General features: G+C 39.0%; 18 protein-coding genes. 9 read left to right on the top strand and 9 right to left on the bottom strand.

What is annotated here, in order from left to right; all coding sequences use genetic code 11:
* Positions 1 to 51: 51 nt before the first annotated feature.
* On the bottom strand, positions 52 to 375 hold the full coding sequence (locus tag P2W75_RS13775) for a nuclear transport factor 2 family protein (protein ID WP_276380888.1): 324 nt from the start codon (positions 373 to 375) through the stop codon (positions 52 to 54).
* 20 nt (positions 376 to 395) lie between these two features.
* On the bottom strand, positions 396 to 1178 hold the full coding sequence (locus tag P2W75_RS13770; protein WP_276380887.1) for an SDR family oxidoreductase: 783 nt from the start codon (positions 1176 to 1178) through the stop codon (positions 396 to 398).
* 272 nt (positions 1179 to 1450) lie between these two features.
* Here P2W75_RS13770 and P2W75_RS13765 point away from each other — a divergent pair, with 272 nt between their 5' ends.
* Complete coding sequence (locus P2W75_RS13765; RefSeq protein ID WP_276381007.1) at positions 1451 to 1678, top strand: winged helix-turn-helix transcriptional regulator; 228 nt, start codon at positions 1451 to 1453, stop codon at positions 1676 to 1678.
* A 43-nt stretch (positions 1679 to 1721) separates the two neighbouring features.
* On the opposite strand, the gene P2W75_RS13760 is transcribed toward P2W75_RS13765, so the two are convergent.
* From P2W75_RS13760 to P2W75_RS13745, 4 genes are all read right to left on the bottom strand, one after another.
* Entirely contained in the window at positions 1722 to 2630 is a 909-nt protein-coding gene (locus P2W75_RS13760) for an AraC family transcriptional regulator (protein ID WP_276380886.1), read from the bottom strand.
* A gap of 13 nt (positions 2631 to 2643) precedes the next feature.
* Positions 2644 to 2997, bottom strand: a complete 354-nt coding sequence (locus tag P2W75_RS13755) for a hypothetical protein (RefSeq protein ID WP_276380885.1) — start codon at positions 2995 to 2997, stop codon at positions 2644 to 2646.
* Positions 2998 to 3210: 213 nt separating this feature from the next.
* Positions 3211 to 3639, bottom strand: a complete 429-nt coding sequence (locus tag P2W75_RS13750; RefSeq protein ID WP_276380884.1) for a DUF2147 domain-containing protein — start codon at positions 3637 to 3639, stop codon at positions 3211 to 3213.
* Between the two features lies 1 nt (position 3640).
* A complete protein-coding gene (locus P2W75_RS13745) occupies positions 3641 to 4432 on the bottom strand; it encodes an SDR family oxidoreductase (protein ID WP_276380883.1) in 792 nt (263 codons plus the stop codon).
* 159 nt (positions 4433 to 4591) lie between these two features.
* Here P2W75_RS13745 and P2W75_RS13740 point away from each other — a divergent pair, with 159 nt between their 5' ends.
* The 3 genes from P2W75_RS13740 (at position 4592) to P2W75_RS13730 (ending at position 8544) form a co-directional block, all read left to right on the top strand.
* The gene (locus P2W75_RS13740) at positions 4592 to 5563 is read left to right on the top strand and encodes a hypothetical protein (protein ID WP_276380882.1); all 972 of its coding nucleotides are present in this window, start codon (positions 4592 to 4594) and stop codon (positions 5561 to 5563) included.
* Between the two features lie 339 nt (positions 5564 to 5902).
* Positions 5903 to 6679 carry an AraC family transcriptional regulator gene (locus P2W75_RS13735; protein WP_276380881.1) on the top strand — a complete coding sequence of 259 codons (777 nt, stop codon included), beginning with the start codon at positions 5903 to 5905 and terminating at the stop codon, positions 6677 to 6679.
* 71 nt (positions 6680 to 6750) lie between these two features.
* Positions 6751 to 8544, top strand: a complete 1794-nt coding sequence (locus P2W75_RS13730; RefSeq protein ID WP_276380880.1) for a S41 family peptidase — start codon at positions 6751 to 6753, stop codon at positions 8542 to 8544.
* Between the two features lie 114 nt (positions 8545 to 8658).
* Here P2W75_RS13730 and P2W75_RS13725 read toward each other — a convergent pair whose 3' ends face one another.
* Complete coding sequence (locus P2W75_RS13725; RefSeq protein WP_276380879.1) at positions 8659 to 10191, bottom strand: AraC family transcriptional regulator; 1533 nt, start codon at positions 10189 to 10191, stop codon at positions 8659 to 8661.
* A gap of 489 nt (positions 10192 to 10680) precedes the next feature.
* Between P2W75_RS13725 and P2W75_RS13720 the strand changes: the two genes are divergently transcribed.
* From P2W75_RS13720 to P2W75_RS13705, 4 genes are all read left to right on the top strand, one after another.
* Complete coding sequence (locus P2W75_RS13720; RefSeq protein WP_276380878.1) at positions 10681 to 11373, top strand: hypothetical protein; 693 nt, start codon at positions 10681 to 10683, stop codon at positions 11371 to 11373.
* 13 nt (positions 11374 to 11386) lie between these two features.
* On the top strand, positions 11387 to 19819 hold the full coding sequence (locus P2W75_RS13715; protein WP_276380877.1) for an Ig-like domain-containing protein: 8433 nt from the start codon (positions 11387 to 11389) through the stop codon (positions 19817 to 19819).
* Between the two features lie 62 nt (positions 19820 to 19881).
* Entirely contained in the window at positions 19882 to 20793 is a 912-nt protein-coding gene (locus P2W75_RS13710) for a type IX secretion system membrane protein PorP/SprF (protein WP_276380876.1), read from the top strand.
* A gap of 2 nt (positions 20794 to 20795) precedes the next feature.
* Positions 20796 to 22757, top strand: coding sequence for an OmpA family protein (locus P2W75_RS13705; protein WP_276380875.1), 1962 nt, complete (start codon positions 20796 to 20798; stop codon positions 22755 to 22757).
* Between the two features lie 202 nt (positions 22758 to 22959).
* On the opposite strand, the gene P2W75_RS13700 is transcribed toward P2W75_RS13705, so the two are convergent.
* Positions 22960 to 23250 (bottom strand): hypothetical protein, encoded by a 291-nt coding sequence (locus P2W75_RS13700; protein WP_276380874.1) that lies wholly within the window; start codon positions 23248 to 23250, stop codon positions 22960 to 22962.
* 221 nt (positions 23251 to 23471) lie between these two features.
* On the bottom strand, positions 23472 to 23705 hold the full coding sequence (locus P2W75_RS13695; RefSeq protein ID WP_207297308.1) for a hypothetical protein: 234 nt from the start codon (positions 23703 to 23705) through the stop codon (positions 23472 to 23474).
* Positions 23706 to 23985: 280 nt separating this feature from the next.
* Here P2W75_RS13695 and egtD point away from each other — a divergent pair, with 280 nt between their 5' ends.
* On the top strand, positions 23986 to 24984 hold the full coding sequence (gene egtD, locus P2W75_RS13690; protein ID WP_276380873.1) for an L-histidine N(alpha)-methyltransferase: 999 nt from the start codon (positions 23986 to 23988) through the stop codon (positions 24982 to 24984).
* The last annotated feature ends 10 nt before the right edge of the window (positions 24985 to 24994 follow it).

The raw sequence follows: 24994 nt of genomic DNA, 5'->3' as shown, positions 1-24994 counted from the left end.
TTAAAAAAAAACAAAGAGAGTGTCTGATTTTCAGTCGCTCTCTTTGTTTTTTTATTCAGTAACTTTTAGATGCTGAATTTGGTCATCAACAATATCAAAATGAAATTTTAATATAATTGGGCTTCCGGGAAAGGTGCCAGAACACTCTGCAGATAATACACTCGTTGTGCCATTTTCAGTATATTCAAGAGGTTTCATCACTGACCTGTATTTTTGGTTGGATTCTTCAATCCAATTTTGGATATCTGATCTTCCGTTATGTGTTTTTCCTTCATCAAAAACTACAGCGGTTTCAGAAAAACAATTGGAGTAGGCAATGCTGTCAAAACTATTCTGTGCATTAACTAAATCTGTTATTACTTTTGGTAAGTTCATGGTATTATTTTTTAAGATTATTAAATGGTTGGTACTGTTCCGCCATCGATTACAAATTCAGTACCTGTTAAATAACTGGCTCTTGGTGAAACAAGAAATCCAACTAATTCAGCTACTTCTTCAGGTTCGGCAGGTCTGCCGTAAGGTATTCCTCCCAATGCATTCATAACACTTTGTTGGGCTTCTTCTATAGTACTGTTTGCATTTCTTGCAATCTCTCCCAGCCAGTCTTTGGATGCGGTTGTATTTATCCATCCCGGTGAAACTGTCAGCACGCGAACACCTTTTGGAGTAACTTCATTTGATAAACTTTTACTGTAATTGATTAGTCCTGCTTTTGCGGCAGCATAAGGCAATGTAGAATCATACAGGGGCAGTTTTCCCTGAATTGAAGCTATGTGGATAATAACACCACTTTTTTTATCGATCATTTGTGGTAAGAATCCTCTGTCTAGTCGAACAGGAGCGAGCAAATTAGCCTGTAGAGTTGATTCCCAGTCTTCATCAGTCAATGCGCTGAAGCCGCCGGCAGGCGTTGCCGAAGAGCCAAGATTGTTTACCAGAATATCGAGCCTTCCATACGACGAAAGCACTTCGCTGATTACTTTTTCTGCTCCTTCTTTTGTACTTAAATCGGAAGGAATAAAATGTAATTTGCTGTTTTCTTTTTCGGATGCATTTCTAGCAGTAATAATTACTGTTGCACCTGCTTGCAGCAGTCTTTCTGCAATTGCTTTTCCAGTTCCTTTTGTACCACCTGTTACTAAGGCAATTCTGCCTGATAATTCATTTTGATAGTCCATCTTATATCGTATTTTAAATTTCTTTGTACAAATCTCGGAAGTACGTTACTTCCTCACAAGTACGGAGTTACGATTCATATAGGGATAAATTATTCCCCTATTGCACAAATTGGGATATATATTAATTTTGCAATATGTATGAAAGAAAAACAATTCCAAACTTAAACTGCGGTCTAGATTTAATTGGTGAAGTATTGTACGGTAAATGGAAGATCCGTTTGCTTTGGTTTATTAATCAGGGACATAAAAGACCAAGTGAACTGTAGCGTAAAATACCAGATGCTTCCCGCAGGGTTTTAAATATTCAGCTGAAGGAATTAGAGGAACATGAACTTGTTTCAAAGGTTATTTACCCTGTTGTGCCTCCTAAAGTCGAATACAGCTTGACAGATTTTGGCAAAACACTAATTCCTGTAATTTCAGCCATAGGAAATTGGGGTGATGAGCATGAAGAACGTTTACGATCACTGATTTTAAAACGTTTAGATTCAAATCCATGATCATTAAATTTGAAAGGTTGTAGGTTGTAATAGCACTACAGCTTTAATTGAATGATCTTCTAAATTCTAAAGGAGAGAGGTTTGTTTTACTTTTAAAAAACTTGCTAAACGACTGCGAATGCTCAAATCCGAGATCAAAAGCTATCTCACCCACTGTAAGTCCAGATGTAGAAAGCTTTTCTTTAGCTTGCTCAAGTACCTTGATTTGTATGTGCTGCTGGGCAGTAAGTCCAGTAAGCTGCTTGAGCATACTGCTGAGGTATTTGGGAGAAATATTAAGTTTTTGGGCAAGAAAATCAACAGATGGAATCCCGTTTAATACCTGTTGATTGCTAAGAAAGTAATTTTCCAGTAAATCCTCAACTCTTTCCAGTAATTTATGATTTGTGACTTTTCTCGTAATGAACTGCCTTTCGTAAAAACGTTCTGAATAATTCAACAGAGTTTCAAGGTTTGAAATAATAATATCCTGACTGAATTTGTCGATGTTAGAATGATATTCTTCTTTTATATTTTTTACAATGTCATTTATAACCGTTTCTTCTTTATCAGAAAGAAATAATGCTTCGCTGGTCGAATAACCAAAGTATTCATATTTTTTTATTTTTTTGGCTAGAGAGGTATTCCATAAAAAATCGGGATGTACAAAAAGCATCCATCCTTCAAGATTAGGAGGAACACCGCTTTCTTCACCACGCAAAACCTGTCCCGGAGATAAAAAAGCCATAAGCCCCTCGTCAAAGTCATATTTCTGCTGTCCATAATGTAGTCCGTCGCAGCCTCTTTTCATTGAAATTACATACATGTCGAAAATAACGGCATCAATACCAGTATCATTACGGAGACCTTTTAGATCTACAATGCTAATTAGCGGATGATGGGGTTTTGGAAGCCCCATCAGCTGGTGTATCTCAGATATTGAGTTTATTCTATAAGGTTTGAAATTTGCCATAATGCAAGTTAAGTTATTTTTTGAAAGGATAATTAAGCCAAATCATAATTAATGGCATTACCAGAAACGGTATTTCGATCAATGCCATTTTATAATTGCCAGACTTTAAAGCCAAGGCCATAATGAGAACAATTGCAAAGGCATTGAATAAGTTGCCAATGAAAAATGTACGCGGAATCAATAACAATGCTGTAATTAGTAGCATTAGGATTCCAAGGAAGGGTATAGCGGATTCACTAATTCCCAGGTTGGTCATTGCCTTCACAGACTCAGGATTGCTTTTATAATTGAATGTGTCCCAAGAATGTTTTGCATTCAATACTACAGATACGATCAGCAGTAGCAACGAAATTATATTTTTAGCCATAGTTGTATTATTTTAGAATATAAGTGTTTATTATGTAACCCATTAGTATTGCAATCGGAACTCCGATTAAGCCGCTTGTTAATGCTCTGCGTGCTTTGTTTGGGTATTGGCTCCGGTGTCTAAAAAACAGAAAAAAGCCTATTGGAGGAACAGCGTTTGAAACGATGAACCAAAACTTCGATAAGGTGTCGTTACTGTTTGTATTCATTATATTTATTTTACACGTTTCCATTTAAAAGTTTTTCCAAGCATTGGTACACCTTTATAGCCTCTGGTTTCCAATTCTTCAGCGGATTTAAGCTTGCCTTTCAGGCTGTAGGTATTACCATCTTGTATGCTATAAAGCTTTCCATTGACATATTCTCCGTCATCAAACGCTAATTGGGTAATATGGATAATTCCCTGCACTGAACGCGTTTTCAATTTTGCATCAGGATTTTTACTGTCTCTCTTAGGCGTTCTTCCATCGGCTTCAAACATGTCTTTTGACCATAAAAGCTTTGCCGAATAGGTGTTTCCTGATTTAAACACTTCTATTTTATAATCTTCGCATTGCCAAATACCTATAATTTTATCGGCAGGCAATTGGGCAGAGGATGTTACCGACACCAGTACTAGTATTGCTAAAACATATTTTTTCATTTTATGATTTTTTTTGTTGATAATTAAGTTGTTTGAATCTTTCAAATTCTCTGTGTCCGAAATTCATCAGTGCTTTAGGAATGATACGACCTAATAATTTGATGACCTTTACCAGCATCGGCATTATTTCAGGAGTATTTTTTTGCAGACCTTTAATTGCGGTCTGCACTACTTTGTCTGCATCCATCATCTGGCGTGGATTGGGCTGCAAAACCCAGTCATTTTGCAGATTAGTATTTACTCCCGGTGGAATAAATTCGAGCACTTTTACACTCGTTTTCTTTAATTGCATGCGTAATGCCATTGTAAAAGCGTGGAGACCAGCTTTCGATGCGCTGTAAACAGGTGCTGAAGAGTAAGCCATAAAGGCAATAGCAGAAGAAACATTAACAATCGCAGCGGATTGCTTTTTTATAAGATGTGGCAAGAACTGATATGTCATCTGGATACTACCCGAGAGGTTGATGTCGATTTCGCGGGTAAGGTTTTCGAGACCTTTTGAAGTGTCCTGCATATCAATCAATCGCATTTCGCCGGCATTATTGATTATAATATTCAGATCAGGAAATTGCTGGGTAACAGATTTGTATAACTGTCTTATAGCTTCCGGACTGCTGACATCACTCTGAAAAACGTGTATTTTTGGAAAACGCCTTTTAGTGTCATTTAAAGCTTCTTGTTTGCGGCCTGTAACGATTATTGTCGACCCTTGTTCGGTAAGTTGTTTTACAAATTCCAAACCTATGCCGCTGGTTCCTCCTGTAATCAGGATGGTGCTGTTTTTTAAATCCATAGTACTAATATTTTGATATTACAAAGTTCACTGGTTACGTATAGATAGATGTAGCCCAAACGGATAATATTGTAGTCGTAGTTCGCCTGTTAAATGATTTTATATAGGGATAAGTTATTCTCCTATTGCACAGATTTGGATATGTATTAATTTTGCAATATGCAGGCAACAAAACGAAATTGTGGTCTTGATGTAACACTTAAATTCAAATTAATGACGTACAATAAACTCATCATTATTTTTTTTAATATCATTCTTATTAGTAAACTTTCTGCTCAGACAAATACTAATGCAGATTATTCTTTCTATCGCGATCGGATAGCTGTAGCACCGGAAAGTATTTTTGCCAAGTTTATTGAAGCTGGAATGTCACCTGCCAATCATGTTTTGACAGAAACAGAACAGCGAAAAGTGGCAAACGCTTTTTCATTACTGCCTCCATTGCATCTGAAGATTCTTAAAGAGCATTTACAAAGCATTAGTTTTATGGACAATATGCCCAATACAGCTCTTACTTCGCCAGTTGAACAAGAAGCAGCGGCTAATAAAAAATTCAATATTACTTTTCGAGCCGGGATTTTGAATGAAACCATTTCAGAATGGGCTACCGTAAAAGAAAAATCTCTATATGATACTTCAGCCAGACCATCGCTTGAGCTACAAATCGATGCAGGAAATTTTGATGCTTTTGTGTACGTATTGTTGCATGAAGCTACTCATGTTGTAGATGCAGTACTAAAATTGACTCCGCATGCTGAAGAAACAGACTCTGTCGTTAATCATACTGCCTATACTAGAAATATATGGCGTCTATATAATGTTCCTGAAGCGAGATATACAAAACCGCAATTGGAAAAAACACGTTTCAGAGGTGGGGAAGTTCAGCCAATTGCATCAGCAAAGAATATCTACGATTCACTTAAGAAAACACCATTTGTATCGTTGTATGGAATGGCATCATGGCATGAGGATATAGCAGAATTAGTGACTATTTATCACCTTACCCATACATTAAACCAGCCTTTCGTGGTTTACATTAAAGAGAATGGTGAAATTCAGTCTAAGTTTGAACCCATGAAAAGCAGATTGGTAAAAAGAAGAATAAAATTATGTGCTCTTTTTTACGCTTAATTCAATGAGTAAGTTATTATAAATTAAAAATCAGATGTGATTCTGTTTTATTATCATATTCTTGTTCTGATTTAATCAATTAATATTCTTTGTTTATAGTCATCCACAGAATTCACAAAAGATATTTTTGATTTTTTTCTTTAATAATCATAACCACATCTGCAATTGATTCATTTGGGTTAGTCAGATTATTTAATGCTGCTTAGATTTTGTTTTTGATTTTGGTCTTTGAAAGTGCAGTAAAGATTTGGTTTGTAGGATATTGATGTGCCGCGCTTTATATTTTTGATTATTTTAGCGAATCAGCATATCAATTGTAAACAAATAATCTGTGCAGCGGTGAAAAATAGCAATACCTATCATAAACTTCCTATTTTGGATGGTCTTGAACTGCTCAATGCGCAAAACAATACCGTTAGTTTTCCTTATCATACGCATGATACTTTTAATATTGCCTTAATCTTAAAGCATACTTTTGATACCAAACTGACAGATAAACACCTTCATGCACCGGCTGGAACCTTGTCTATTACTAATCCTTTTGAGGTACATGCAACACCATGCGACGGAAAAACCGGCAACTCATTTTTTACATTTTACGTTTCGCCGGACGTCCTGAAAATGATAAACCATAATCATGAGGTTTTCTTCGAGGAAAAAATTGTGTACAACCAAGAGCTTTTTCATGATTTTTACTTCCTTTCCCAAAATTTCAGCAGCATTGGGATTAATGCCGAAAAAGCCTTGCTGGCTCTGTTGGAAAAACTGATCCGGCTTTATGGCAAGAACCATCACTTTAAAAATTCAGAAATTAGTCTTTTTTCGCGATTCTTGGAAGATCGGGTAACGGAGAAATTTTCACTGGAAGAGACCGCAAAAAGCTTTGGACTTGATAAATATAAGTTTCTCAGGCTGTTCAAACACGAAACTGGTCTTACTCCCAATAATTATTTAATTTTAAAACGAATTGAAAAATCTAAAATCCTACTTACAGAAGGACTTGAGTTAGCAGATACTGCGATTGAAAGCGGATTTTACGACACAGCTCATTTCTGTAGAAAATTCAAGGAATTTACAGGTGTAACCCCGCTTCATTATAAATTTCATAAGCATTAGAATGCTGCAATATCGTACAATAGAGTTTCACTTCAACATTGTATTTTTGGATATCCTAATTCTGAATTGAAATGAAAAAAAGATTTTTTCTAATATTTTTGGCACTATGCATGTGTACGTCTCTTACTGCCCAGAAGAAAAATGAGACTATTAAATTAAATAATCTTATTGATAATCTTGATATTGAAAGAAGCCAAGAACAGTCCTTTAAAATCAAACTTAAAGCCGACAGGTATTATACAATAAATGTACAGCAGCAGGGAATAGATCTTGTAGTTTCGATTAGTAACAGAGAAGGAAAGTTAATGGCAGAAGTAGATTCGCCAAATGGGAAGAACGGGCCTGAGAAAATTTTGTTTTGTCCCGACAAAACTGATGAATTTGAAATTAAGATTAGACCGCTTGATGAACAATCAAATTCTCAATCTGGAAAATATAGCATTAAGGTGAAAGAAGTTCCCAATATGCTGGAAAAAATTCCAGTTAAAAACCTTCTTTCCGATTTTAATTTACTGCAGAATGCCTATTATGAAACCAGAGTCGGACTTTGGTACAATTCAAGGACACAATTTGACAGTATCTGCGATCTTCAGAAAAATAAAATAAAACGACCTATGGACGCTTTGGAATTTTACAGAATTCTGGCACCGGTCGTTTCTTTTACCAAAGAAGGTCATTGTAACATCAAAGTTTCAGATGAAACTACCGCTTTTTTAAAACAAAATGGAACCTATCTTCCATTTGGAATTAAAGTTTTAGATAAAAAGGTATTTGTTATTAAGGATTATAAAAATTTCAAATTAAAAGGACTGCTTCTTTACAAAATAAATGATGAAACTATAGAAAGCATCATGAAAAAAATGCTTGACATAGAACCGGCTGACGGATTCAACATGACCAGTAAATACCGCTGGGTAGAAGGAGCATTTTCTAAATATTATGCAAGATATTTCCCTGCTTCAAAATTTGTTAAACTGGAACTTTTAAATCCAGATACCAACGAAAAAGTGGTTTATGAAAATGTACCTTCCTGCAGTTTTAAGGAGTTTACAGAACTGTATGAGGAAATTAAAAAACAGATTCCCAATTATACATTCAATAAGCCATCTGATTTCTCAATTGATCCAACAACATCAACGGCTGTTATAACCGTCAATACGTTTAGTTTAGGAAGCTATAGCCTTAAACGACAAGGGTTTCAGACATTTCTTAAAAAAGCATTTGACAGTATTTCTTCTTATAAAATTAAACACCTGATTATTGATATCAGAAAAAATGAAGGAGGCGAGCAGGGAATGGAAGACCATTTTTTATCTTACCTAACCAATGAAGAGTATAAAAAATATAAATATGTTGAAATTCCGGGATTTACCTATTCTTTTTTACAACACACAAATTACGCAGATCAAAAAGAAATTTTGAAAGAAGAATTAAAAGCAGATTTTTATTTGGCAACAGATGGCAGATATTTAAACAAAGAAGGGCATTATGTGGGTGAAAAACCGAATATAAAAAATTTTAAAGGAGATATCTATATCTTGATTTCAGGTCTCACTTTTTCTGGAGGATCAGAATTTGCAGCACTTGCAAAAAATTATACCAATGCAAAATTTATTGGTGAAGAGACTGGGGGAGGCTATTATGGAAATTCAAGCGGAAGTTTTCTAAATTTTACGCTTCCTAATTCAGCTATAACAGGCCGCATTCCCTTATGCAAATTTGTAATAGAACCTAAAGCAGATACAATTCCTTTCGGCCGAGGAGTACTGCCAGATTACGAAATACAGCCTTCCATCAGCGAATACCTGTCGGGTTATGACAAGGAAATGGAGTTTGCAAAAGAATTAATTTCCGCGAGGAAGTGAATCCCGCAGCTAATTGCATCTGATTAGCTGCGATTCTGCCACAATTTTCTTTAATGTTTATTAGTTTTATTACTAGTAATGAGCCGGCTTTTTAAGATGTTTGTAATCTAATACTCAGGCATTATGTTTCTGTTCGAGATCTTTAATAAAATCTACAGGAGACGTCCCTGTTATTTTTTTAAACGTTGTTGTAAATCTACTGTGGGAGGAGAACCCGCATAGATCAGCCAAGTAACTTATTTTATATTTTAGAAAGCTTGGATCGTTGCGCAGTCTCTCTACGATATAATTGATTCTAAGTTCACTAATGTAACCAGCAAAATCTTTCTCGGTATTTTTGTTGATGACATAAGAAAGATATCTGTGATTGATGCCAAGTTCTGCCGCCAGAGTCGTTAAAGATACTTCGCTGTTTAGGTAAAATTGCGCTTTTTCGGATTCTCTCAAGCTGTTTAGAATACTATTCTCCGTAGCCTCTGACATATACTCTTTTGAGTATTCCCTTTTTAACGCCGCATCTTTTTTTGCATTGGCCTTGCTCATGATAAGGCTTTTGAAGTTTTTATGATCTTGTCTTCTTCTATATGTGAAAAAAGCAATGGTCAGCACCACTATAGCAACAAAAACCGACGCCATAATAATAGCACTCTTTTTATACTGCGACCGCGTTTTGATATGATCTTTTCGTAGGGTTTTAATAAGGTCATCGGCAATGATTTTCCTGCTCTTTTCCTCGTCCTTGTGCAGTTTGAGATTCATCTCATTATAGGTGATGTATTTCCTGTTGTCAGTTTCTTTATAAAAGTCCATCAGGGCGCTGTACACTTCCTGTTTAAGGGTGAAAAAATTCGACTGGTCAGCAATTTTTTCCGCTTGTATGTAATACGACAACGCTTGATTGCGATCTCCTTTTTTAAAGTAAACATTCCCCAGTCCATTTAAGATGAATCCTTTCAGAGGGCTTTCCGCAGATTGGGATGCCGCGAGACTTTTGCGTCCTCTTTCATAATAGAACAACGCAGAATCGGCACTTTTTAAGGCTAGAAAATTTTTTCCGATCAGCTCATCATTTACCGCTGTCTGGAAGTTTACATCAATAGCGGCACCTGCTTTTTTAAACAGCAGGTTTCCATCTTTAAGCTGTGCTATGGCTTTGGAATAACTAAATTTTTCCATTTCATAATAGGCAATCTCCTGGGACAGGTTGCCCTGAAATTTATACCGCTCACCTGCATCCTTTATTTTCTTGCTGGCCTGTACAGCTTTGTTGAGATAAATCTTTCCTATGCTGAAGATTTCATTTTCTCTGTGCAGGGTTGACAGAAAACCATTGATTCTCGCCTGTTGGAAATAATTACGATCGGCTGCTGCAAGACTATCCGCTTTTTTGAGAACCAATACAGCTTCATTACGCAGTCCATATTGTCGCAGAAGGGTGGCTTTAAGCATACTGGCTTTCATCCGTTCAGTGTTATTCAGTGAGATTTTATATAAATAATCTGTATTGCTGAGTGCTTTTTTAGGATTAGAGCTTAACAGAACCTGTGCAGTTTCAGCAAAAAGCTTATCATATTTAGAGTTTTGTGCGTAGTTGTACCGGCAGAATATAAATAGGAGGACAGATAAAAGAATAGATCTTAGGTGCATATAGATAAATTAATGGTAATGGATTAGGATAACTGCGAATAGAGATAAAGCTTGTTGAAGCTTTCAGGCGCAATATTACAAAATAAAATGGCGGGCTAAAATAATTAAAATTCTTGAAAAGTGCTGCGATGTTGCATTTCGTAACAAGATTAAGTGCCTGCGTTATAAATAATGTAGGAATATTGCGAATGTTTTGAGAATCTTTTTTAGGAAGTAATACTGAAAAAACAGATTAGATTTTACCTGAATGCCTTTGCAGGTTGGTGTAAATTCATTTAAAAGCAGTTTTAAAATATGTCGTATTTCTGGTAAGCTTTTTCTACGTCTTCTTTTAAAGTGTTGTTTTTCATTCTCTTATGTCTTTTGTGAGAAAAAAAAGCTTTCATTTTTGCGCTATAGTGAAAGTATAAACGTTTCTGACGCGCTATGTATGGGGTATTTTCGCTGTCGATTAGCAAACAGCTCAATTAATTAATTTTTTTAACGACCATGATTAAATATCCAACATCTTTTAGAAAAGAACAACTGTTATTTTACCTGCTTCTATACAGTTTACTGCATTCTTACCGATCGGTAGCTCAGAGTAACAGTCCTGATTTACTGCGGCAATTTTACAAGACAATTTCTTTTGGAGAAAAAATTGATTTTGGAAACATTGATGAATCCGTAACCTGGACAGTAAGCAATTCCCAAAATAATATTTATGCAACATTACGCGGAAAAGAGATTAATAATTACACTTTTGAAAAGACAGGAGACTATGATATTAACTTTCAAGAAAATAAAAAACATGATGAAAGCTGTCATCATCCGTCTTTTCAAGAAAGATTTAAAGTAAAGGTTACGCCTGTTAAAATGTCTTTTAATTTCTCAAAAATAAATTTTTCAGAAAAGATTTTGCGTGGCAGAAATTATTCTGATCTAATCATTTCAGTTCCTGTAAAGATAAGCTCTAAAGACAATTCTATAAAACTGATACCGTCTCCTGAACTAACAATCGCTGGATTAGGAGTTTCGCTCACTGCCGAGCCTTTAGATCAGCAGATAGTTATGGGCAGTGAAATTCAGATATTGAAATACAGAGTATCGGGAGTTGTCAATCAGGAAACCTACCTGATGTTTGATTTTTATGATTTTAATAATCAAGTGCAGACCTACAATCTTCCTCAGTTAATTAAATAACCAAGCAACAAGTATGATAAAAAACTACTTTAATTTATACAGCGGATCAAATTTACAAAAAGCAATTGCTTTGTTTTTTGTGTTTTTTGCATGCAGCCAGTTCTTAAATGCGCAGTGCGCAATTCCCATAACAGGCTGTTCGGGTACCAATTTATCTAATTTTGGAGCCGATTCAAATAATGATGCCTCATCTATTGAATACGATAATTTTGTATCGAGTTTTCACAGTACCATTGTAAGAACTTCAGACGGCTCTCTTCAAGTATGGGGGGAGAGAATGGCAAATAATGGAACTTCTAATGTATTGTCACCACGTGTCATAAACAGAACCAATTATCCGGCTTTAAGTGCAAGTGCTACGCCTTTGAAAGCGGCCTTGGGGAGCAGTTCTGCGAATAATACTCAGGGAATACTGCTGGCGACAGATGGATTATATGCATGGTCAACAGAAGGAGCAGTTCTTCATGCGGACATCACTTCAAGTACCTCCTTTCAAAAGATAACCATAGGAGGTAATACCAATGGTCTTCCAAGCGGGGTTGTTCCTGGTGATGTTAAGATGATGTTTGCAACTTATGGAACACTGGCAATTACTACCTGCAGCGGTGATGTATGGGTGATTTCCCAGACTGCAAGTGTTAGAGGTAATGGTAGTGCCGGTGATGCTTTGAACTGGTACAAAGTGACAACTGCCGATACAGGAAATCCTGATCTGACAGGTGTTGTTGCCTGCAGGGGTAATTACAACGGTCTTATGGCTTTAAAGTCAGATGGTACCGTATATGTTTGGGGAAATAATGTACTTCTGGGAAATAATACAGCAATTATAGCTAGTCAGAACAGAGCGGTACAAATGACCTTGCCTGCATCTATAACCCCTAAAATGATTGGGTCTACAGGTAACCTAACCGAGAGATCTTACTATGTTCTGGCAACTGATGGAAATTTGTATGCTTTGGGAGAGAACAGTGGGAGACAGCTAGGAAATTGGGCAACAGCCGACAGACTGTCTTGGGTACAGCCTAAATATACATCTGCCAATGGCACAGAGATGAATAATATAAAATGGATCAGTGTGCAAGAGCATGATACTGAGTATGGCGCTGTAAATGTGATTAACAGTAATTACAATTTATATGCTTTTGGACAAAATGATTATAATTTACTTGGAACCAGTGCTAATCCTGCGAACCCTATTATGCCGAGTGGTATTTCTGCTTCAGACCGTATTTTAGCTGTTGAAACAGGAGGGCATACCTCTATGATAGTGAAAAGCTGTGAGACCAAATTTGGTTATGCAGGGCATCGAATCAGAGGAAGTATGGGAGATGGAACAAATGATACGACCCAAGAAGCAACGTATACTTTCGCTACTGCTGATGTACAGATCTGCGGTGCAGAGTCCAATCCGGTGATCCAGCCAATTTCAACAGGGGGAGGTCCCGATTCAAAATATTGTATAGATGATCCAGTCCTTTTAAATCCAACACCTGCAGGAGGTACGTTAACCCTTGTGAGCGGTCCTGGAACCTTATCAGGCAATACGCTTACTTTTACGGGAGCAGGAATTGTTTCAGTACAGTATTCAGTAACCACTTCATGCGGCGGAACAATTGTAACCACCAGAAATTTTGAAGGTGCCGTATGCCCCGCGGATCTAGAAGTTACAAAAACAGTAAATAATGCTACGCCAAGTATAGGAAACGATGTTTTATTTACAGTGACAGCTAAAAATAACGGCCCTTATAAGGCGACTGGTATTACAGTAACGGATGTACTTCCTTCAGGATATACTCTTGTTAGCGCAGTACCTTCATCAGGCACATGGTCTGAGCCTGATTGGACAGTTGGTTCTCTTGCTAACGGAGCAAGCAGTACATTGGCAGTGACAGCAACAGTTAATCCTACAGGTTCATATGCTAATACTGCGACTATTTCAGGAAATAATCCTGATAATACAACAGCTAACAATTCGGCTACCGCGACACCTTTAATTCAAACTAATCTTTCGGTAACTAAAAATATTAGTAATACTACTCCAAATGTTGGAAGTATGGTTACTTTTACCATTACAGCTTCAAATGCTGGACCAAGCGCCGCCACAGGAGTTAAAGTAACCGATGTGCTTCCTTCAGGTTATACTTTTGTAAGCGCAACGCCTTCAACAGGAACATGGGCTGGAACAGAATGGACCATTGGCAATTTGGCTATCGGAGCCAGCACAACTCTTACAATGGAAGCCATAATAAATGCGACAGGGTCTTATGTAAATACGGCATCGATTTCCGGAGAGCAAGACGACCCAACTCAAGGAAACAACTCAGGTACAGTAACACCAGTTATTAATCAGCCGCCTTCAGCAAATTCGGCAGTAAATGCCCCTATCGCTTCATCAGCAGGAGTTTCAGCAGTAAATGCACTTACAGCTTCTGATACGGACGGCACTATTGCTTCGTTTACAATTGTTTCTTTACCGTTGCATGGAACTTTAGCTTTAAACGGAACACCGGTTTCTGCGGGGCAGGTATTGTCGCCTTTGGAGGCATCGCAGCTTACGTATGATCCTGCGGGTGATTTTACAGGAGATGATACTTTCACCTTTACGGCTCTTGATAATTTAAACGCGGTATCCAATACGGCGGTTATAACAATCCCTGTGGGGAATAATGCTCCTTCAGCGGATTCGGCAGTAAATGCCCCTATCGCTTCAGCGGCAGGAGCTTCAGCAGTAAATGCTCTTACGGCTTCTGATACGGACGGCACGATTGTTTCTTATACGGTGGTTTCTCTTCCTCTGCACGGAATTCTGGCACTGAACGGAACACCGGTTTCTGCGGGTCAGTTGCTGTCAACTTTAGAGGCGTCGCAGCTTACGTATGATCCTGCGGGTGATTTCACAGGAGATGATACTTTCACCTTTACGGCTCTTGATAATTTAAACGCGGTATCCAATACGGCGGTTATAACAATCCCTGTGGGGAATAATGCTCCTTCAGCGGATTCGGCAGTAAATGCCCCTATCGCTTCAGCAGCAGGAGCTTCAGCAGTAAATGCCCTTACGGCTTCTGATACGGATGGCACGATTGTTTCCTTTACAATTGTTTCTTTACCATTACATGGAACATTAGCTTTAAACGGAACACCGGTTTCTGCAGGTCAGGTGCTTTCGCCTTTGGAGGCATCGCAGCTTACGTATGATCCTGCGGGTCATTTTACGGGAGATGACACTTTCACCTTCACGGCACTTGATAATTTAAATGCGGTATCCAATACGGCGGTTATAACAATCCCTGTGGGGAACAATGCTCCTTCAGCGGATTCGGCAGTGAATGCTCCCATCGCTTCATCAGCAGGAGCTTCAGCAGTAAATGCCCTTACGGCTTCTGATACAGACGGCACGATTGCTTCCTTTACAATTGTTTCTTTACCATTACATGGAACATTAGCTTTAAACGGAACACCGGTTTCTGCAGGTCAGGTGCTTTCGCCTTTGGAGGCATCGCAGCTTACGTATGATCCTGCGGGTGATTTTACGGGAGATGATACATTTACCTTTACGGCTCTTGATAATTTAAATGCGGTATCCAATACGGCAGTTATAACAATCCCTGTGGGGAACAATGCGCCTTCAGCGGATTCGGCAGTAAATGCCCCTATCGCTTCATCAGCTGGAGCTTCCTCAGTAAATGCCCTTACGGCTTCTGATACGGACGGGACAATTGCTTCGTTTACAATTACTGCTTTGCCGTTACATGGAACATTAGCTTTAAACGGAACACCGGTTTCTGCGGGTCAGGTGCTTTCGCCTTTGGAGGCATCGCAGCTTACGTATGACCCTGCCGGTGATTTTACGGGAGATGATACTTTTACCTTTACGGCTCTTGACAATTTAAATGCGGTATCCAATACGGCAGTTGTAACAATTCCTGTGGGGAACAATGCGCCTTCAGCGGATTCGGCAGTGAATGCCCCTATCGCTTCATCAGCAGGAGCTTCATCAGTAAATGCCCTTACGGCTTCTGATACAGACGGCACGATTGTTTCCTTTACAATTACTGCCCTGCCGTTACATGGAACTTTAGCTTTAAACGGAACACCCGTTTCTGCGGGTCAGGTATTGTCGCCTTTGGAGGCGTCGCAGCTTACGTATGATCCTGCGGGTGATTTTACAGGTGATGATACTTTTACTTTTACTGCACTTGACAATTTAAATGCAGTATCCAATACGGCGGTTATAACAATCCCTGTGGGGAATAATGCGCCTTCAGCGGATTCGGCAGTAAATGCCCCTATCGCTTCATCAGCAGGAGCTTCAGCAGTAAATGCCCTTACGGCTTCTGATACGGACGGAACTATTGCTTCGTTTACAATTGTTTCATTACCATTACATGGAACTTTAGCTTTAAACGGAACACCGGTTTCTGCAGGGCAGGTATTGTCGCCTTTGGAGGCATCGCAGCTTACGTATGATCCTGCGGGTGATTTTACAGGTGATGATACTTTTACTTTTACTGCACTTGACAATTTAAATGCAGTATCCAATACGGCGGTTATAACAATCCCTGTGGGGAATAATGCGCCTTCAGCGGATTCGGCAGTAAATGCCCCTATCGCTTCATCAGCAGGAGCTTCAGCAGTAAATGCCCTTACGGCTTCTGATACGGACGGAACTATTGCTTCGTTTACAATTGTTTCATTACCATTACATGGAACTTTAGCTTTAAACGGAACACCGGTTTCTGCAGGGCAGGTATTGTCGCCTTTGGAGGCATCGCAGCTTACGTATGATCCTGCGGGTGATTTTACGGGAGATGATACATTTACCTTTACGGCTCTTGATAATTTGAATGCGGTATCCAATACAGCGGTTATAACAATCCCTGTGGGGAACAATGCTCCTTCAGCGGATTCGGCAGTGAATGCCCCTATCGCTTCATCAGCAGGAGCTTCAGCAGTAAATGCCCTTACGGCTTCTGATACGGACGGAACTATTGTTTCCTTTACAATTGTTTCTTTACCATTACATGGAATTCTGGCTTTAAACGGAACACCGGTATCTGCAGGTCAGGTATTGTCGCCTTTGGAGGCGTCGCAGCTTACGTATGATCCTGCGGGTGATTTCACGGGTGATGATACTTTCACCTTCACGGCTCTTGATAATTTAAATGCAGTATCCAATACGGCGGTTATAACAATCCCTGTGGGGAACAATGCGCCTGTGGCTAATAATGATACAAACTCGCCAGTTCTGGCAAGCGCTGGTGCGACGGCTGTTAACGCTTTAACAGCTACCGATACAGATGGAACTATTGTTTCCTTTACAATTACTGCTTTGCCTGTACATGGAACTTTGGCATTAAACGGAATAGCAGTTATTGCAGGTCAGGTATTGTCGACTTTGGAGGCGTCGCAGCTTACGTATGATCCTGCGGGTGATTTTACGGGTGATGACAGTTTCACCTTCACGGCTCTTGATAATTTAAACGCGGTATCCAATACGGCGGTTATAACAATCCCTGTGGGGAACAATGCGCCTTCAGCGGATTCAGCAGTGAATGCCCCTATTGCTTCATCAGCAGGAGTTTCATCAGTAAATGCCCTTACGGCTTCTGATACGGACGGAACTATTGTTTCTTATACGGTGGTTTCTCTTCCTCTGCATGGAATTCTGGCACTGAACGGAACACCGGTTTCTGCGGGGCAGGTATTGTCGCCTTTGGAGGCATCGCAGCTTACGTATGATCCTGCGGGTGATTTTACGGGTGATGACAGTTTTACCTTCACGGCTCTTGATAATTTAAATGCGGTATCTAATACGGCAGTTGTAACAATTCCTGTGGGGAACAATGCACCTTCAGCGGATTCGGCAGTGAATGCTCCCATCGCTTCATCAGCAGGAGCTTCAGCAGTAAATACTCTTACGGCTTCTGATACGGACGGTACGATTGTTTCTTATACGGTGGTTTCTCTTCCTCTGCACGGAATTCTGGCACTGAACGGAACACCGGTTTCTGCGGGGCAGGTATTGTCGCCTTTGGAGGCATCGCAGCTTACGTATGATCCTGCCGGTGATTTTACGGGTGATGACACTTTCACTTTTACGGCTCTTGATAATTTAAATGCGGTATCCAATACGGCTGTTATAACAATCCCTGTGGGGAACAATGCTCCTTCAGCGGATTCGGCAGTGAATGCTCCTATCGCTTCATCAGCAGGAGCTTCAGCACTAAATGCCCTTACGGCTTCTGACACAGACGGCACGATTGCTTCCTTTACAATTACTGCCCTGCCGGTACATGGAACATTAGCTTTAAACGGAACACCGGTTTCTGCGGGGCAGGTGCTTTCGCCTTTGGAGGCATCGCAGCTTACGTATGATCCTGCCGGTGATTTTACGGGTGATGACAGTTTCACCTTTACGGCTCTTGATAATTTAAATGCGGTATCCAATACGGCTGTTATAACAATCCCTGTGGGGAACAATGCGCCTGTGGCTAATAATGATACAAACTCGCCAGTTCTGGCAAGCGCAGGTCCGACGGCTGTTAACGCTTTAACAGCTACCGATACAGATGGAACTATTGTTTCCTTTACAATTGTTACTTTGCCTGTACATGGAACTTTGGCATTAAACGGAATAGCAGTTATTGCAGGTCAGGTATTGTCGCCTTTGGAGGCAGGACAGCTTACGTATGACCCTAATGGCACTTTTTCAGGAAATGATTCCTTTACATTTACGGCAACAGATAATAACGGTGCTGTAGATACAACACCGGCAGTAGTCATAATTCCAATTGAAAAGAGAAACCTTACAGCTGTAAGGGACGAGATTGGAACAGTCGTAGGTATTAATGAACAGTTGGAACTGATTAATGTTTTTGACAATGATACTGTGGACAACAATCCATTAACTCCGAATGAGGTGAATCTTACTATAATTACTCCTGATCCATCCAATGTGCTGACATTACAGCCTGACGGAACAGCGGTATTAATTCCGAATGCTCCAGCGGGAACGTATACATTGACTTATGAGATCTGCGAAAAAACGAATGCTGCAAACTGTGCCACAGCTACAGTTACCGTTACAGTTGTTGCTCCGGTAATGAGTATAGAAGCAGAGAGTTATTGTTCAGATAATACTCCATATGTGAGATACAGCGTGAAAGCGGAGAATTTTGCTCCTTCAGGACTGTTGACCATCAGATGGATTGACAGCGCGAATCGTGTTGTAGCCACACAGACTGACATGCCTTTAAACGGAACGGTTTTATGGCCTGGTGCTGTAGTGGATGCAGGGAATAAACCAACAGACTGGCCTGGATGGATATTCCAGAATGGACAATGGCAGCAGGGCAATGACGGATTTGAATTGACCAGACCATCTGTTACCATGCAGTTTACTCTTAATCCGACTCAGTCAGTTACTGTAAATTATCCTTTGGCTTCAGCAGGTTGTAATGCTTCACCTGTCTTTGGAATAGAGGCGGTTAATGAAGACGATACGGTTGCTGCTGACGGAATCAACGGCTCTTTGGAAGTAATCAATGTTTTAGACAACGATACCTTAAACGGTTTTCCAGTAAATGGCCAAGATGTGATTCTAACAGCTCAGAATTTCCCGCAGGGTATAACACTTAATCCTGACGGAACAATTGACGTAGCTCCAGGAACTGCCGGAGGGGATCACAATCTAACCTACCAAATTTGTGAAAAAGCAAATCCTAATAACTGCAGCAGTGCAACGGTTCACTTGTTTGTTGAAGTACCAGCTGTGGCGCTTATTATGGAAGTAAAAGTAAATGACGAGAACGGAAATGGCAATGTGGAGGCAGGTGAAACGCTAACTTACACCTTTGTCGTTAAAAATACTGGAAATGTGCCGTTGAGCAATATCCAGATTTCAGATCTGCTGCCTGGAGTTATAATTACAGGCGGACCGATAACACTGGCTGTAGGACAGAGCGATACGTCAACTTTTACAGGAACCTATACGCTTACACAGGCAGATATTAATGCTGGTTCAGTAACCAATCAAGCTTCCGTTTCAGGACTCAGCCCACTTGGTGTCACTACATCAGATACATCGGATTCGAAAGAACTAAACGGAAATAATCCAACTGTGATAGAACTGGATGGATGCAGTATTAAAATTTATAATGCGGTTTCGTTAAACGGAGACGGTATGAATGAGAGATTTTATATCAGAGGTATTGAGTGTTATCCTGACAATACAGTTCAGATTTTCAATCGCTGGGGAGTTTTGGTATTTGAAAGAGAACATTACAACAACAATGATATTGTTTTTAAAGGATACTCAGAAGGAAGAACAACAGTGAAAGGATCAGAAGGACTGCCTGAAGGAACTTACTATTATATCCTGAGATATAAGAGTGATACTGCCAAGACTAAACAGGAAGCAGGCTATTTATATCTGACCAAATAATATTTCCATAAAAATAAAAATGGCTTAGCCATATCCGTTAAGCCATTATTAAAAATAGATAAATGAAAAAATTAGCTTTACTATTATTGTTTTGTTCCGCAGCAGGTTTTGCGCAGCAGGATGCGCAGTATACGCAATACATGCATAATACCATCAATATAAATCCGGCTTATGCGGGTTCAAGAGGAGTGATGAGTATTTTTGGACTGTACCGTACTCAGTGGGTAGGTCTGGATGGCGCACCTGAAACAAGCACTTTATCCCTTAACACGCCTATCAGTGGCAGCAGCTTGGGACTTGGATTCTCTCTTGTAAATGATAAAATCGGGCCCACTTCAGAGAATAATTTCTCAGCGGATATTTCGTATTCCATCCAGACTTCAGCTGAGGCCAAACTTTCTTTTGGTATTAAGGGATCGGCCAATATGTTTAATCTGGACCCTAATAAGCTGACTATGGAGCATCAGGGAGATCCAAAGTTTTCGAATTTTAAAAATAAGTTTACGCCCAATGTAGGTGCCGGAGTGTATTATCATTCTGATAAAGGTTATGTCGGGCTCTCTGTTCCAAATTTTATCCAAACTAACCGTTACGATGATAATGATTATGCGATTTACAAGGAAAAAATCAATTATTATCTTATTGCAGGTTATGTGTTTAATCTAGACAGATATGAGATGATTAAGTTCAAACCTGCGGCCCTTGCCAAGATGGTGGAGGGTTCGCCGCTTCAAGTAGATGTTTCAGCCAATTTCCTTTTCAATGATAAGTTTGCTGCAGGAGTATCGTACCGATGGAGTGCTGCGCTGAGTGCGATGGCAGGATTTCAGATCAGTAAGAGCATGTACATCGGGTATGCTTATGACCGTGAAACCACCAAGCTGAATAATTACAACTCGGGTTCGCATGAGATTTTCCTGCGATTTGAGTTTATGAAAGGCTATAACCGAATTACATCACCTAGATTTTTCTAATTATGGACTTTAAGAAAATACTATATACTATCGGGCTGTCCCTGATGATTTTCAACGCATCGGCGCAGCAGGCTCTACTGGATCAAGCAGAGAAGGAATATAATAACTATGCTTACGCAGATGCTATTGCTATTTACGAAAAGCTGGCTGCCAAAGGATTTGAGGATCAGAAGATGTTCCAGAGGCTCGGAAATGCATATTATTTTAATGCAGATCTGGCAAAGGCTTCAATTTGGTACGATCGACTTTTTGCTATTTCTGCACAGCAGGAGCCCGAATACTTATACCGTTACGCTCAGTCGTTGAAAGCTGCAGGTGATTATGTGAAGGCAGATAAAATGCTTGAAGAATTCAACAAAAAGAGCAGTGCGGACACCCGTGGGATTCTCTTTGCTGGCAACAGGAATTATCTTGAGCAGATTAAAGGTAATTCAGGGCGATTTGCTATTTATCCTGCAGGTGTGAATTCAAAGAGCTCGGATTTTGGAAGCGCATTTTTAGGAAACAGTCTCGTATTCAGCTCTGCAAGACAGATAGAAAACAAGGAAGGCAAAACCTTTAAATGGACCAACAAAAGTTTTACCAATCTATACATTGCCCCAATCAATGCTGACGGTAGTACAGGAAGTCCGCTTCTGTTAAACAAGGAAATTAATTCCAAGTTTAACGAGTCGACTCCTGTATTTACCAAAGACGGGAAAACAATGTATTTCACCAGAAATAATTATTTGGATGGAAAACGCGGTAAGGACGGGCAAAATATCACATTACTGAAATTATATAAAGCAAGTTTTATTGACGGGAATTGGACTAATATAAGAGAGCTTCCTTTTAACAGCGATGAATACAGTACAGCCCATCCAGCTCTAAGTGTGGATGAAAAGAAACTGTATTTCGCGTCAGATATGCCGGGAACATTCGGCCAGTCAGATCTATTCAGCGTACTGATCAACCCTGATGGATCATATGGCAGGCCGGAGAACCTCGGTGCTCAGATCAATACCGAAGGAAGAGAGACTTTTCCATTTATCTCTGCGGATAATCAACTTTATTTTGCAACTGACGGACGCCCAGGACTTGGAGGCCTTGATATTGTAGTTGCTGAAATGATGCAGGACGGCACTTATGGTCAAGTACAAAATGTAGGCGAACCTGTAAACACCAGATCGGATGATTTTGCCTTTATTATAAACAGCGTGACCCGAAAAGGCTATTTCTCTTCTAACCGTAAAGGAGGAGCGGGCAGCGATGATATTTATGGGTTTACAGAAACCAGACAACTGGTATGCGAGAGAACTTTAACGGGCACAGTTACGGATAATAAGACAGGTGCTGTGATTGCGGGAGCAGTGCTTACACTTGTAGACGAAGATAAGCAAGAAGTCGCAAAAGTACAGACAGCCGATGATGGATCTTATAGTTTTACATGTAACTGTAATAAAAAATATGCCGTGCGTGCAGAGAAAAAGCTGTATTCACCAAAAGAAAATTCAGTTGTTATAGCCATAGCGGCAGAAAATAAGCTGGATCTAAAGTTGGAGAAACCAGTTATTGCATTACTAGAAAATCCAGAAATCAAAGGCGTTAAGGTAGGAACTGATTTGGCTAAAACCCTGAACATTTCCATGATTTATTTTGATCTTGGCAAATGGAATATTACAGATAAGGCCGCAGCAGAACTAAATAAAATCTTAGCGGTAATGCAGGAATATCCAAGCATGAAAATTGATATCCGTTCCCATACTGACAGCCGTTCTTCTGCACAGTCTAATATGATTCTATCGGATAAAAGAGCGAAATCCATCGTTTCCTGGCTTACTTCTAAAGGTATTGATGCGGATCGTTTGAAAGGAAAGGGATATGGAGAAAGCAAGCTTCTTAACCGATGCAAAGACGGTGTAAAATGTTCAGAAGAAGAACATTTAAAAAACAGACGAAGTGAGTTTGTAATTTCTTCAATGTAAAAGGCTTGATGTTTTGTAAAACTCTTTCAATAAGTTGAGTTAAACAACATTCATATCTAAATCTTGAAAACAAGCAAAAATTTAAAAGCAGGAACATAGTTTCTGCTTTTTATTTTCTATAAGATACCATAAAGTAGAGTATAATGGGCTGTACAAATTGCAAAGCTGTTTTGTATTATCTTAATTGTATTGGTGAGTCAAATTAATAATAAGTGGACTCTAGATACGGATCATAGATTTCGGGATCCCATTCATAGTCATTATAATCATCCATCTGTTCTTGCTCAGAATCAAGATCTATTGAATTTTCGGTTTGCTCATGAGTGATGCCTTTTAAAAATTCACAGTCAAAATCTGGTTCATCCTCATGTTTACGGTATAGATCTAATATTTGTGATGTGTTCTGTTTTTCAAAATGAAATTCTGCATCTGTGAAATTTGTATTCGCTATGCTGAAAGATTTAAAAGAGTAGGAAGCTGTATGTGATTTCATTATTAAGAAGGTTTTGTAATTATTATCCCAAAAATAGAAAGCACTACAGGTTTTTAAATTATAGAATTATGGAGCAGAGTTATATTATTTCATGACTCGGCATTTATACATCCAATATTTGACAGATCGCATTTACCGATCTTTTTAGCATATCAATACCAGGAATGGTTTGATGATGATGACAATTATGCCGAAATCTTAGCACTTTTTAATTAGATGTATTAATTGTCTCTTATTTTCTTATCAATGAAATCGTTTAAAATATTCTGAATAGATTTTTCTACATCGCCTGCAATCAGATCAGGGGTATTCAGCAGATAGTCATCTACAAAGTCAAATGCTGCTCTCTCGGTTTCATTGAATCTCTCTGCGGTATTCTGCTGCAGGGATAAATTATAGCGGAATTCAAGAAAGGCTTTCAGTTCTGATTCAAATTGTTCAATTAGATCATTCATGGCAGTAACTTTTTAAATTTTATTATTATTCATTTTTATTTATGCAATTTAACTCTAATTCATCTATTAAAAATTACAGTCTTCATAACGTTGATTTACATGATTTTAATACTTATCTCTAATAGGATGGAATTGTTTTTAAGGAATGCAATTGCAAAGTTGCACGAATTCTAATTTTTTTGAGTTAATATTCTATTTTATCAGAATCCTTTCTATTGTAATTGAAATGTATCTTAGAGAAAGAAAGCGCGTCTTTCTGAAACTATTAAAATACACTGCAATGAAATTAACAGCTACAACTTCAACCATAGAAGAAAATATAGAAATATCTAAACAAAATACAGAGCATTTTAAGGAAGATGTGCATGCAGGACTACGGCAGAGTCCCAAATATTTAAACTCCAAATATTTTTATGACCAGTATGGAGATAGTCTTTTTCAGAAGATCATGGCCATGCCCGAATATTATCTAACCCGCTGTGAGATGGATATTTTTAAGAATCAAACTGCTGAGATAGCCTCTGCCATAAGGGCAGAACAAACGCCGTTTGATCTAATAGAGCTTGGAGCGGGAGATGCTTCTAAATCCATTCATCTGTTAGAGTATCTAAAGAAGCAAGATGCCGATTTCAGGTACATGCCTATCGATATCTCGGGAAACATCTTATCCGTTCTTGAAAAGAAGCTCAGCAAACATCTTCCTGATCTTGATATCGAATGTCTGCAGGGTGAATACTTTGATATGCTTTACAAAGCTTCTCAACTATCTACACGCCGTAAAGTTATTTTGTTTCTAGGCAGCAACATTGGGAATATGGAGATGGAAGATGCCTATCGTTTCTGTTTTGAACTCCGCAAGAATCTGAACAAAGGAGATGTGGTGATGATTGGATTTGATTTGAAGAAAGAGCCTAATACTATTTTAAATGCTTATAACGATTCTAATGGTGTTACAGCTGCTTTTAATCTAAATCTTCTCCATCGTATCAACAGAGAGCTTGATGCTGATTTTATTGTAGATCAATTTGAACATTATGAAACCTATGATCCAGTCAGCGGTGCCTGTCGCAGTTATTTGATCAGCCTGCAGGAACAACAGGTCAATGTTGGAGGTCAGACATTTCATTTCTTGGAAAATGAACCCGTTTACATGGAAGTATCCCAGAAATTCTCTCTTGAGGACACACGCAAGATAGCCTGCCAGTCTGGATTTGAGCCACATTACAATATTATGGACAGCAGAGAATGGTTTGTTGATGCGTTTTGGACAGCAGTTTAAAAGAAGATAT

The sequence above is a fragment of the Flavobacterium sp. H4147 genome (assembly GCF_029360735.1).
Taxonomy (GTDB): Bacteria; Bacteroidota; Bacteroidia; order Flavobacteriales; family Flavobacteriaceae; genus Flavobacterium; species Flavobacterium endoglycinae.
Note: the sequence above shows the minus strand (reverse complement) of the source record. Positions and strands in the feature narration are given on the sequence as shown.